Here is a 12,499-nt window from a genome sequence, read left to right on the forward strand (position 1 = left end):
CGAGTCAGCTCTCCTTCGAGCTGGCGAGCTGGGCAGGGGCAGTGGGCAGGAACAGCTGGACAGGGCTAGAGTAACCGAACGATCGGTCGGTACAAGGGGGTCTGCCGAACCTGTGGAAAACCTCCCCCCGGCCGCCCCGAACCCCTGGCCAAGACCCCTGTTCCCCGGCCAATACCCCCGTGCGGGAGGATCGCGAGCATGACAGCACTCGATCTCAGCGGCCCCGTCGCCGTGGTCGGCACCGGCACCATGGGCCAGGGCATCGCCCAGGTCGCGCTGGTGGCGGGCCACCCCGTGCGGCTGTACGACGCCGCGCCCGGCTTCGCGAAGACGGCGGCCGCCGCGATCACCGCCCGTCTCGACCGGCTCGTGGCGAAGGGCCGCCTCGACGCCGCCGCCCGCGACGCTGCGACCGGCCGCCTGACCGCCGTCGAGGGCCTCGCCGACCTCGCCGGGTGCGACCTCGTCGTCGAGGCCGTCCTGGAGCAACTGGACGTCAAGCAGCGGCTGTTCCAGGACCTGGAGGAGGTCGTCGCCGAGAGCTGCCTGCTCGCGACCAACACCTCGTCCCTGTCCGTGACCGCCGTCGCGGGCGCCCTGAAGCACCCCGGCCGCTTCGTCGGACTGCACTTCTTCAACCCCGCCCCGCTGCTGCCCCTGGTCGAGGTCGTCAGCGGCCACGCCACGGACGAAGCGGCGGCCACGCGCGCGTACGACACCGCGAAGGCCTGGGGCAAGACACCGGTGCGCTGCGCCGACACCCCCGGGTTCATCGTCAACCGCGTCGCCAGGCCCTTCTACGCCGAGGCGCTGCGCCTCCACGAGGAGCGCGCCGCCGACCCCGCGACGATCGACGCGGTCCTGCGCGAGTGCGGCGGCTTCAAGATGGGCCCCTTCGAACTCACCGACCTCATCGGCCAGGACGTCAACGAAGCCGTCACCCGCTCGGTGTGGGAGTCGTTCTTCCAGGACCCCAAGTTCACCCCGTCCCTCGCCCAGCGCCGCCTCGTCGAGTCGCGGCGTCTGGGACGCAAGTCGGGGCAGGGCTGGTACGCCTACGGAGAGGACGCCGAGAAGGCCGAGCCGCACACCGCGGCACCCGCGCCCGCCCCGGAGTCCGTCGCCCTGCACGGCGAGCTGTTCCAGGCCGCCGCACTGGTCCCGCTCATCGAGGCCGCGGGGGTCCGCGTCGAGGCCGGGGACGCGACGCACCCGGACTACCCCGGCTGGCTCGAACTGCCCAGCGGCGTCCGGCTCTGCCTGGCCGACGGCTCGTCCGCCGACGCCGCAGCCGAGCCCACCGTCCAGTTCGACCTGGCGCTCGACTACGCCTCGGCCACCCGGATCGCCCTCGCCCCGGCGGCCCGCGTCAGCGAGCAGGCCCTCGCCGAGGCGGTGGGGCTGTTCCAGGCGCTCGGCAAGAAGGTCAGCGTCGTGGGCGCGGCCCCGGGGCTGATCGTGGCCCGTACGGTCGCCCAGCTCGTGGACTTCGCGCACGACGCGGTGGCGCGCGGCGTGGCCGGTGTCGACGACATCGACACCGCGATGCGCCTGGGCGTGAACTACCCGCGCGGACCGCTCTCCTGGGGAGCCGCGCTCCGCACGTACTGGGTGGCGGAGTTCCTCGACAGCATGCACGGCGAGTACCCCACAGGGCGCTACGCCCCCTCACAGGCGCTGCGCCAGGCGGCCGCGCGGGAGGAGCACTCATGACCGCGGCCAGGCGCGACACGTACACCCCGGATACCCTCCTCGAGGTCGCCGTGCGGGTCTTCAACGAGCGCGGCTACGACGGCACGTCCATGGAGCACCTCTCCAAGGCGGCCGGCATCTCCAAGTCGTCGATCTACCACCACGTGGCGGGCAAGGAGGAACTGCTGCGCCGCGCGGTGAGCCGGGCGCTCGACGGCCTCTTCGGGATCCTCGCCGAGGAGCACGCGCGCGAGGGCAGCGCGGTGCGACGCCTGGAGTACGTCACGCGCCGCACCGTCGAGGTCCTGGTCGCCGAGCTGCCCTATGTGACGCTGCTGCTGCGCGTGCGCGGCAACACGGACACCGAGCGCTGGGCCCTTGAGCGGCGCAGGGAGTTCGACCACGAGGTCGCCGGGCTGCTCAAGGAGGCCGTCGCGGACGGCGACCTGCGCTCGGACGTCGAGCTGCGGCTCGCCACCCGGCTGCTCTTCGGAATGATCAACTCCATCGTGGAGTGGTACCGCCCTGACGCCCACAACGCCGCGAGCGGCCAGGAAGTCGCCGACGCCGTCGTGCAGATGGCCTTCGCGGGGCTGCGCACCGACGGCTGATCGACGGCCGCCCGACGGCTGACAGGCGGCTGACGGGGGAGGGCGTCCGGGGCCGCGCTGTGCGGCCGCCCGGTGTCAGCCCTCCGCCTCCAGGTCGTCCTCTTCGAAGACCAGCAGCGTGCGCGTGCTGAGGACCTCCGGCATGGCCTGGAGACGTGTGAGGACCAGCTCGCGCAGCGCGCGGTTGTCCGGCGTGTGCACCAGGAGCAGTACGTCGAAGTCCCCGCTGACCAGCGCGATGTGGGACGCGCCCGGCAGGGTCCGCAGCTGCTCGCGCACCGTGCGCCAGGTGTTCTGGACGATCTTCAGGGTGATGTAGGCGGAGGCGCCCTGGCCGGCCCGCTCGTGGTTGATGCGGGCGCCGAAGCCACGGATGACGCCGTCCTCGATGAGGCGGTTGATACGCGCGTAGGCGTTCGCCCGCGAGACGTGCACCCGCTCGGCCACGGAGCGTATCGAGGCACGACCGTCCGTGTGCAGGATCTGCAGGATGTCGCGGTCGATCGCGTCCAGCGGGCGGGGCTGGGGTTCCGGACGTCCCGCCGCGTTCCCGTCGGCCATTCGTTCAGGTGCCATGTCTCCCCGCCTCCCTACCATGGACGTACTGCGTTCATCTCAGGCTGTGGAGAACCGTTTGTCCACAGCCTGGAGGTGCCTGTAGCCAAAATGTGCCGACGACCGAACAATCGGTAGGTGAGGCGCATCACATCGTCGCGCCTCTGTTGCCGCTCCCACGAGGAGATCGCTTCCCACCAGGAGGTGCCGTCATGACGGTCATGGAGCAGCGGGGCGCCTACCGGCCCGCCCCGCCCCCCGCATGGCAGCTCAGGACCGATCCGGCGCCGCTGCTGCCGGACGCCGAGCCGTATCGCGTGCTCGGCACGGACGCCGCGCGCAAGGCGGACCGGGAGCTGCTTCTCCGCCTCCATGGCGAGCTCGTGCGCGGCCGGCGGTACAACACGCAGGCGACCGCCCTGACCAAGCAGGGCAGGCTCGCCGTCTATCCGTCCAGCACCGGCCAGGAGGCGTGCGAGATCGCCGCCGCGCTCGCCCTGCGCGAGCAGGATTGGCTGTTTCCCAGCTATCGCGACACCCTCGCGGCGGTCGCCCGCGGCCTCGACCCGGTGGCGGCCCTCACGCTGCTGCGCGGCGACTGGCACACCGGCTACGACCCGCGTGAGCACCGCATAGCCCCCCTCTGCACCCCCTTGGCCACCCAGCTCCCACACGCCGTCGGCCTCGCCCACGCCGCGCGCCTGAAGGGCGACGACGTGGTGGCGCTCGCCATGGTCGGCGACGGCGGCACCAGCGAGGGCGACTTCCACGAGGCGCTGAACTTCGCCGCGGTCTGGCAGGCGCCCGTCGTCTTCCTGGTGCAGAACAACGGCTTCGCGATCTCCGTGCCGCTCGCCAAGCAGACGGCCGCGCCGTCCCTTGCCCACAAGGCCGTCGGATACGGCATGCCGGGCCGTCTCGTCGACGGCAACGACGCGGTCGCGGTGCACGAGGTCCTCTCCGAAGCGGTGCGCCACGCCCGTGAGGGCGGCGGCCCCACCCTCATCGAGGCCGTCACGTACCGGATGGAGGCGCACACGAACGCCGACGACGCCACGCGCTACCGCCAGGACGCGGAGGTCGAGGCCTGGCAGGACCACGACCCGATCGTCCTCCTGGAGCGCGAACTCACCGAGCGCGGCCTGCTCGACGAGGACCGCAGGCGCGCGGTCCGCGAGGACGCCGAGGCGATGGCCGCGGACCTCAGGGCCCGGATGAACCAGGACCCGGCCCTCGACCCCATGGACCTGTTCACGCACGTGTACGCCGAGCAGACCAGCCAACTGCGGGAGCAGGCGGCCCTGTTGCGGGCCGAGCTGGAGGCCGAGAACGAGGCGGACGGAGCAGGACGATGACCACTGTCGCCGTGAAACCGGCCACCATGGGGCAGGCACTCGGGCGCGCACTGCGCGACGCGATGGCCGACGACCCGTCCGTGCACGTCCTCGGCGAGGACGTGGGCACCCTCGGCGGGGTCTTCCGGGTCACCGACGGACTCGCGAAGGAGTTCGGCGACGACCGCTGTACGGACACCCCGCTCGCGGAGGCGGGCATCCTCGGGACGGCGGTCGGCATGGCGATGTACGGGCTGCGGCCCGTCGTCGAGATGCAGTTCGACGCGTTCGCGTACCCCGCGTTCGAGCAGTTGATCTCGCATGTGGCGCGGATGCGCAACCGCACCCGGGGCGGCATGCCGCTCCCGATCACCATCCGGGTTCCGTACGGCGGCGGGATCGGCGGCGTCGAGCACCACAGCGACTCCTCCGAGGCGTACTACATCGCGACGCCCGGGCTGCACGTCGTCACGCCCGCCACGGTCGAGGACGCCTACGGCCTGCTGCGCGCGTCCATCGCCTCCGACGACCCGGTCGTCTTCCTGGAGCCGAAGCGCCTCTACTGGTCCAAGGCGGACTGGAACCCGGACGCGCCCTCGACCGTTGAACCCATCGGGAAGGCCGTGGTGCGGCGGGCGGGCCGCAGCGCGACGCTCCTGACGTACGGCCCGTCGGTGCCCGTCTGCCTGGAGGCCGCCGAGGCGGCGCGGGCCGAGGGCTGGGACCTCGAAGTCGTCGACCTGCGCTCGCTGGTGCCGTTCGACGACGAGACGGTGACGGCGTCCGTGCGGCGCACGGGGCGCGCGGTCGTCGTGCACGAGTCGGGCGGTTTCGGCGGCCCCGGCGGGGAGATCGCCGCGCGCGTCACGGAGCGCTGCTTCCACCACCTGGAGGCGCCGGTGCTGCGGGTCGCCGGGTTCGACATCCCCTATCCGCCGCCGATGCTGGAGCGGCACCATCTGCCCGGCGTCGACCGGATCCTGGACGCGGTGGCACGGCTGCAGTGGGAGGCGGAGAGCTGATGGCGCAGGTCCTCGAGTTCAAGCTGCCCGATCTCGGCGAAGGCCTCACGGAGGCGGAGATCACCCGCTGGCTGGTGCGGGTCGGCGACGTCGTCGAGGTGGACCAGCCGGTCGTGGAGGTGGAGACCGCCAAGGCGATGGTCGAGGTCCCCTGTCCGTACGGGGGCGTGGTGACGGCCCGCTTCGGCGAGGAGGGCACGGAACTCCCCGTGGGCGCGCCGCTGTTGACGGTCGCGGTGGGGGCGTCGGTCGCTGACCTGGAGACCGGCGCGGCCGACTCCGGTACGCGCGCGGGTGCTTCCGCCGACGGCACTTCCGAGGCGGGCGGTGCGCACGAGTCGGGCAGTGCTCCCGAGGAGGGCCGGGACGAGGCGTCCGGGAACGTCCTCGTCGGATACGGCACGGCGGCGGCGCCCGCGCGACGGCGCCGGGTGCGGCCCGCGCGCGGGGGCGCGTCGGGGGCTGCCGGGCAGCCCGGAGGCGGCGGCGCGGACACGGTGTCCGGTGCTGGTGCCGGTACGGGTTCGGGCGGGGGTTCCGCGGACGCGGGCATGGGTCTTCGCGCCGCCTCCCACGCGGAGGGCTCACCGGCGACCGTGACGGCAGGGGCGGCGGGCACGCCTGCTGCGGCCGAAGCCGGGGCCGGCCCCGGTCCGGGTGCGGCACCCGCTCATGGGGACGGCCCGGTCCCCGTCATCTCCCCGCTCGTCCGCAAGCTCGCCCGGGAGAACGGCGTGGACCTGCGGGAGTTGGTGGGATCCGGTCCTGACGGGCTGATCCTGCGGGCCGACGTGGAGTACGCCATGCGGGCGTCGGCGGCGGCGGTCGCGCCGGTCGCGGGCCCGGCGTCGGCGTCCGCGGCGGCACGGGCCGTGGCGTCGGGCATCGGCGCCACCTTCGGGACCCCCGGGGCGGGCGTCACCGAGGGCACGGCGGCGCGGGCGCAGACACCGGCCGGCGCGCGCGGGGCAGTCGGTGGCGCACGGTCTGCCGCGACCTCCGGGGGCGGTACGCGGATCCCGCTGCGCGGTGTTCGCGGCGCCGTCGCCGACAAGCTGGCGCGCAGCCGTCGTGAGATACCGGACGCCACCTGCTGGGTCGACGCGGACGCGACGGAACTGATGGCCGCGCGCCGGGCGATGAACGCGGCGGGCGGCCCGAAGGTCTCCCTGCTCGCCCTCCTCGCCCGCGTCTGCACCGCCGCCCTCGCGCGCCACCCCGAGCTCAACTCCACGGTCGACATGGAAGCCCGTGAGATCGTGCGGCTCGACGAGGTGCACCTCGGCTTCGCCGCGCAGACCGACCGCGGCCTCGTCGTGCCCGTCGTGAAGGGCGCGCACGCACGCGACACGGAGTCCCTGAGCGCGGAGCTGGCCCGCCTCTCGGACGCGGCCAGGACCGGGACGCTGACGCCGGGGGAACTCACGGGGTCGACGTTCACGTTGAACAACTACGGGGTGTTCGGGGTCGACGGATCCACGCCGATCATCAACCACCCCGAGGCGGCGATGCTCGGCGTCGGCCGGATCGTGCCCAAGCCCTGGGTGCACCAGGGCGAGCTGGCGGTCCGTCAGGTCGTCCAGCTGTCGCTCACCTTCGACCACCGGGTGTGCGACGGCGGCACGGCGGGCGGGTTCCTGCGGTTCGTCGCGGACTGCGTGGAGCAGCCGGCGGTGCTGCTGCGGTCGGTGTGACGCACGCTCCGGCACGCACCGGGAGTGCGGTGCGGGCCGGAGCGCGGGTGCGGGGGTGGCATTGACCGGGGGTGCGCCCATACTCGGGGGATGACCTCGCGCACAGCTCCGGACACCGCCGCGTTCGACGCCGTCGTGCTCGCCGGCGGGCGGGCCGCGCGGCTCGGCGGCGCGGACAAGCCCGGCGTGCGCGTGGGCGGCAGGGCCCTGCTCGACCGGGTGCTCGCGGCGTGCGCCGGGGCCGGGACCACCGTCGTCGTCGCGGCGCCCCGGCCCACCGGACGGCCCGTGGAGTGGGCCCGCGAGGAGCCCGTGGGCGGCGGTCCGCTCGCCGCCCTCGACGCCGGGCTGCGGCGCACGCGCGCCGAGCTGGTCGTGGTGCTCTCCGCCGACCTGCCGTTCCTGCGGCCGGAGACCGTACGCCGACTCGTCACCACCCTCGCCACGGCCGACGGCGCGGACGGCGTGCTGCTCACCGACCCCGAGGGCCGGGACCAGCCGCTCGTCGCGGCCTACCGGAGCGGGGCGCTGCGGAGGGAACTGGCGGGTCTGAGGGAGTCCCCGGAGGCCCCGGACGCCCAGGTGGGCCGTGGCGAAGCGCCCTCGTCCGGCGCTGCCGAGAGCGCGCACGGCCTCACCGGGCTGCCCCTCCGACGCCTCACCGCCCGCCTCGCGCTCGTCCGCGTCACCGACCCGCTCGCCGCGTTCGACTGCGACACCTGGGACGACATCGCCACGGCCCGCGCGCGGATCAGGGAGCATGGGCACGTGTTGGATGAATGGATTTCCGCAGTCAAGGACGAACTGGGCATCGAGCTCGACGTCGACACCGGCATCCTGCTCGACCTCGCCCGCGACGCGGCGCACGGTGTGGCGCGGCCCGCGGCGCCCCTGACCACGTTCCTCGTCGGGTACGCGGCGGCGCTGGCCCAAGCGGGCGGGGGCGGCCCGGAAGCCGTGGCCCAGGCCGCGCGGAAGGCGGCGGCGCTCGCCGTCCGGTGGGCGGACGAGGACCAGCCGGACGAGCCCGGCGGCGCGTCGGCGCCCGGGGCGGGGACGTCGAGGCCGTCCGGCACGCAGCCCGCGTCCGATGCGCCGACGCCGTCCGGCAAGCAGGAGCCGTCCGGCGAGCAGGACCCCTCCGGTACGCAGGACCCCTCCAGCACGCAGCCACCCGGCGCGGCCTCCAGCACGCAGCCACCCGGCACGGCCTCCGGCACGGCCCCCGGCGCGCCCTCCGGCACGGAGCCGGGCCCCCGATGACCGGCCAGCACGCGGCCGACGCGGAGTTCGACGAAGCCCTCGCCCTGGTGAACGAGGACCGGGCCAGGACCGGGGCAGGCGCCGCCCACCCGGGCCACGCGGGCCACCCGGACGGGTCGGGCCACCCGGACGGGTCGGACCACCCGGGCGGGTCGGACCACCCGGGTAACGCGGCCCACCAGGCCCACCCGGACGACGTAGAACCCGCCCACGCCCCCGGCGCAGCCTCCGCCCACGCCCCCGGCGCAGCCTCCGCCCACGCCCCCGGCGCAGCCTCCGCCCACGCCCCCGGCGCCCGCTCCCCCGACGCACCCGGCACGGCCCCCCGTACACCGGGAACCCAACGCAACGCCCCCAGCGCACCCCCCACCCCGCCCGAAGGCACGTCCGACACCCCTGCCGACCCCCTCACCCCGCCCGGCGGCTGGCCCCCCGGCCCCGGCGACCGTCCCACCGCCACCGGTGCCTGGCCCGACGTCTCCGCCCCTCCGCCCGGCCCACCCGGCGCCCGCACCCATGCCCCCGGCGCCCGCTTCACCCCGGGCGACCAGCCCTCGGGCCGGGGCACTCAGTCCTCGGGCCGGGGCACTCAGCCCACAGGCCAGGGCACCCACCCCACAGGCCAGGGCACCCACCCCACAGCCCAGGGCACCCACCCCACAGCCCCCCACACTCCCACCACGCAGCCACCCACCCCCACCAACACCCCTCACCCCCCACCCGCGCAAGCTTCCGCACCCCCCAAGCCCCACACCCGCGCCACCCTCTGGCCAGAAGCCCGCACCATCGCGCGCCGCGCCGGAGCCTCAGGGGCCACCCAGGCACCTCCGGCCACCTCGGCGTCCGGGGCCACCTCGGCGTCCGGGGCCACCCCGGCTCCCCCGACCCTCCAGGCGCCCCCGCCAGCAACAAGCACACCCCTCCCCCAAACCCTCGGCCGCACCCTCTCCACCCCCCTCACCGCCCTCACCGACCTCCCCTCCTTCGACACCTCCGCGATGGACGGATGGGCCGTGGCGGGGCCGGGGCCCTGGGGGGTGCTGGCCGAAGGGATCCTCGCGGGGCAGGGCAGTCCCGAGCCGCTGGGGGACGGGGAGGCCGTGCGGATCGCGACCGGGGCCCGGATCCCGCGTGACACGACGGCCGTGATCCGCAGCGAGCACGGGCACGTCGACGGCAAGGGACGGCTGCACGCGCAGCGGGAGGTCGTACCGGGACAGGACATCCGGCCGCGCGGCCAGGAGTGCCGGGCGGGCGAACGACTCCTGCCGTCCGGCACGCTCGTGACACCGGCCGTGCTCGGCCTCGCCGCGGCCGCCGGTTACGACGCGCTGTACGTCGCCGCCCGCCCCCGGGTCGAAGTCCTCGTCCTCGGGGACGAGTTGCTGACCGAGGGGCTTCCCCAGGACGGCCTGATCCGGGACGCGCTCGGGCCGATGCTGCCGCCGTGGCTGCGGGCGCTGGGCGCGGAAGTGACCGCGGTGCGGCGGCTCGGGGATGACGCGGAGGCGCTGTACGAAGCCCTCGCCACCTCCACGGCCGACGTCCTCGTGACGACCGGGGGCACCGCGTCCGGGCCCGTCGACCACGTCCACCCCACGCTGCGCCGCCTCGGCGCCGAGCTGCTCGTCGACGGGGTCGCCGTCCGCCCCGGCCACCCGATGCTGCTCGCCCGCCTCCCCTCCACGGAGGAGGGGAACACAGGCGTACGCCACCTCGTCGGACTCCCCGGCAACCCCCTCGCCGCCGTCTCCGGCCTCCTCACCCTGGCCGAGCCCTTGCTGCGCGGGCTCGCGAGCCGTCCCGCCGCGGAGCCGTACACCGCGCCGCTGCGTGAGGACGTACACGGCCATCCGCACGACACCCGGCTCGTCCCGGTCGTGCTGCGTGGGGAGCACGCCGTACCGCTGCACTACAACGGCCCCGCGATGCTGCGGGGCATTGCCGTCGCCGACGGGCTCGCGGTGATTCCGCCGGGCGGCGCGCGGCGGGGGCGGGAGTTGGAGATCCTTGATCTGCCCTGGACCGAACCGGGCGGCCTGCCCGGCGAGTTGGGCATCGGCGGCCCCGACGACGAGGTGTGTTTCACGTGAAACTTCCCGGCCATGACGCCATCGCGCGCCAAGCCGACGAACATCTGGTGACGCATCGGGTCAAACTGCCCCGACGTGTGGTCGAGCGTCCGCTGGTCCAGGTCGGCAAGCGGCTCCTGATGGCGTTGTGCGTGCTCGCGCTGACGATCCTGATCGTGTGGCTCGACCGCGAGGGCTACCACGACAACGCGAACAACGAGGTCGACCTGCTCGATGCCTCGTACTACGCCACCGTGACGCTCTCCACCACCGGATACGGCGACATCGTGCCGCACAGCGACAGCGCGCGGCTCACCAATATCGTGCTGATCACACCGCTGCGCGTGCTCTTTCTGATCATCCTGGTCGGCACCACCCTGGAAGTCCTTACCGAACGCACCCGCGAGGAATGGCGGCTGTCCCGCTGGAGGTCCAACTTGCGTGACCACACCGTCGTCGTCGGATTCGGCACCAAGGGCCGGTCGGCGGTGCAGACACTGCAGGCCACCGGGTTGAAGCCCGAGCAGATCGTGATCGTCGACCCGAGCTCGAAGGCCGTCGACGCGGCCACCACGGAGGGCTTCGCCGGGGTCGTCGGCGACGCGACCCGCAGCGATGTCCTGCTCCGCGCCGAACTGCAGCGCGCCCGCCAGGTCATCATCGCCACCCAGCGCGACGACACGGCGGTCCTCGTCACGCTCACCGCCCGGCAGCTGAACCGCGGGGCGAAGATCGTGACGGCGGTCCGCGAGGAGGAGAACGCGCCGCTGCTGCGCCAGTCCGGCGCCGACGCCGTCATCACCAGTGCCAGCGCGGCGGGCCGGCTGCTCGGCCTCTCGGTGCTCAGCCCCAGCGCGGGCCTGGTCATGGAGGACCTGATCCAGCAGGGCAGCGGGCTCGACCTCGTCGAAAGGCCGGTGATAAAGGCCGAGGTGGGGCGAGGCGTGCGGGAGACGGACGACTTGATCGTGAGTGTCGTACGCGGCCATCGGGTCCTCGGGTACGACGATCCGGCGATCGGCGAGCTGCAGTTGACGGACCGTCTGATCACCATCGTGCGGGCGTCGCCGAGTGCGACGGCCATGCCGCCCCCGGTCGCGACGGAGGCGTGGCGGTCGCCCCGGCAGGGCTGAGCGTGGACTGAGCGCGGGGTGGGGTGTCCGCCTGTCCGGAGTGGCCCCGCCCCGGAGTAGCCTCGCCCGCATGTATGCGATCACGATCCCCGAACCCGGCGGACCCGAGGCGCTTCATTGGGCCGAGGTCCCCGATCCCGTACCCGGCGAGGGCGAAGTCCTCATCGATGTGGCCGCCAGTGCCGTGAACCGCGCCGACCTGCTGCAACGGCAGGGGTTCTACGATCCGCCGCCCGGCTCGTCCCCGTACCCCGGCCTGGAGTGCTCGGGCCGGATCGCCGCGCTCGGGCCCGGTGTCGCGGGCTGGTCGGTCGGCGACGAGGTGTGCGCGCTGCTCGCGGGCGGCGGGTACGCGGAGCGGGTCGCCGTGCCCGCGGGGCAGGTCCTTCCCGTGCCGGACGGCGTCGACCTCGTCACCGCGGCCGCGCTGCCGGAGGTCACCTCCACGGTCTGGTCGAACGTGTTCATGGTCGCCCATCTGCGCCCCGGCGAGACGCTGCTCGCGCACGGCGGCGCGAGCGGCATCGGCACCATGGCGATCCAGCTCGCGAAGGCCGTCGGCGCCAAGGTGGCGGTGACGGCGGGCGGCAAGGAGAAGCTGGCGTACTGCGGGGAACTGGGCGCCGATGTGCTCATCGACTACCGCGAGCAGGACTTCGTCGAGGAGGTCCGGGCCGCCACGGACGGCGCCGGGGCGGACGTGATCCTGGACATCATGGGCGCCAAGTACCTGGACCGGAATGTGCAGGCCCTCGCCGTCAACGGCCGCCTCGCCATCATCGGCATGCAGGGCGGCGTGAAGGCCGAGCTGAACATCGCCGCGCTCCTCCGCAAGCGCGGCGCCATCACCGCGACCTCGCTGCGGGGCCGTCCCGTGGCCGAGAAGACGGCGATCGTCGCGGCCGTACGCGAGCACGTCTGGCCGCTGATCGGCGCGGGCCAGGTCCGCCCCGTCGTCGACCGCACCCTCCCGATGCGGGACGCGGCGGCGGCGCACCGGGTGCTGGAGGAGAGCGGGCACATCGGCAAGGTGCTCCTCGTACGGGAGGAGCAGGGGGCGGCCTGAGAGGCCGGGGGCGGGGCTGGTCCGGTGCGGGCTGCCCCTCCAACCGGGGGGCTGCCC

10 protein-coding genes are annotated in these 12,499 nt (G+C 74.2%); 9 read left to right on the forward strand and 1 reads right to left on the reverse strand.

Annotated elements, in window-relative coordinates; translation table 11 throughout:
* The first annotated feature begins 198 nt into the window (after nt 1–198).
* Nucleotides 199–1,713, forward strand: coding sequence for a 3-hydroxyacyl-CoA dehydrogenase (locus AB6L24_RS25185; protein WP_405658695.1), 1,515 nt, complete (start codon nt 199–201; stop codon nt 1,711–1,713).
* Nucleotides 1,710–2,303 carry a TetR/AcrR family transcriptional regulator gene (locus AB6L24_RS25190; protein ID WP_405658697.1) on the forward strand — a complete coding sequence of 198 codons (594 nt, stop codon included), beginning with the start codon at nt 1,710–1,712 and terminating at the stop codon, nt 2,301–2,303. The genes AB6L24_RS25185 and AB6L24_RS25190 overlap by 4 nt, the downstream gene beginning before the upstream one ends.
* Before the next feature lie 75 nt (nt 2,304–2,378).
* Here AB6L24_RS25190 and AB6L24_RS25195 read toward each other — a convergent pair whose 3' ends face one another.
* Nucleotides 2,379–2,879 (reverse strand): Lrp/AsnC family transcriptional regulator, encoded by a 501-nt coding sequence (locus AB6L24_RS25195; protein WP_380842935.1) that lies wholly within the window; start codon nt 2,877–2,879, stop codon nt 2,379–2,381.
* Nucleotides 2,880–3,070: 191 nt separating this feature from the next.
* Here AB6L24_RS25195 and pdhA point away from each other — a divergent pair, with 191 nt between their 5' ends.
* The 7 genes from pdhA (at nt 3,071) to AB6L24_RS25230 (ending at nt 12,442) form a co-directional block, all read left to right on the forward strand.
* Nucleotides 3,071–4,213, forward strand: coding sequence for a pyruvate dehydrogenase (acetyl-transferring) E1 component subunit alpha (gene pdhA, locus AB6L24_RS25200; RefSeq protein ID WP_405658700.1), 1,143 nt, complete (start codon nt 3,071–3,073; stop codon nt 4,211–4,213).
* The gene (locus AB6L24_RS25205) at nt 4,210–5,214 is read left to right on the forward strand and encodes an alpha-ketoacid dehydrogenase subunit beta (RefSeq protein ID WP_405658702.1); all 1,005 of its coding nucleotides are present in this window, start codon (nt 4,210–4,212) and stop codon (nt 5,212–5,214) included. Before pdhA ends, AB6L24_RS25205 begins: the two co-directional genes overlap by 4 nt.
* Nucleotides 5,214–6,908, forward strand: coding sequence for a dihydrolipoamide acetyltransferase family protein (locus tag AB6L24_RS25210; protein ID WP_405658705.1), 1,695 nt, complete (start codon nt 5,214–5,216; stop codon nt 6,906–6,908). Before AB6L24_RS25205 ends, AB6L24_RS25210 begins: the two co-directional genes overlap by 1 nt.
* A gap of 90 nt (nt 6,909–6,998) precedes the next feature.
* Complete coding sequence (locus tag AB6L24_RS25215; RefSeq protein WP_405658707.1) at nt 6,999–8,171, forward strand: NTP transferase domain-containing protein; 1,173 nt, start codon at nt 6,999–7,001, stop codon at nt 8,169–8,171.
* Nucleotides 8,168–10,264, forward strand: coding sequence for a molybdopterin-binding protein (locus AB6L24_RS25220; RefSeq protein WP_405658709.1), 2,097 nt, complete (start codon nt 8,168–8,170; stop codon nt 10,262–10,264). The genes AB6L24_RS25215 and AB6L24_RS25220 overlap by 4 nt, the downstream gene beginning before the upstream one ends.
* A complete protein-coding gene (locus AB6L24_RS25225; protein ID WP_405658711.1) occupies nt 10,261–11,376 on the forward strand; it encodes a potassium channel family protein in 1,116 nt (371 codons plus the stop codon). Before AB6L24_RS25220 ends, AB6L24_RS25225 begins: the two co-directional genes overlap by 4 nt.
* A 70-nt stretch (nt 11,377–11,446) precedes the next feature.
* On the forward strand, nt 11,447–12,442 hold the full coding sequence (locus AB6L24_RS25230; protein ID WP_405658714.1) for an NAD(P)H-quinone oxidoreductase: 996 nt from the start codon (nt 11,447–11,449) through the stop codon (nt 12,440–12,442).
* Nucleotides 12,443–12,499 lie beyond the last annotated feature (57 nt).

It is taken from the genome of Streptomyces sp. RK9 (genome assembly GCF_045070545.1).
Taxonomy (GTDB): Bacteria; Actinomycetota; Actinomycetes; order Streptomycetales; family Streptomycetaceae; genus Streptomyces; species Streptomyces alboflavus.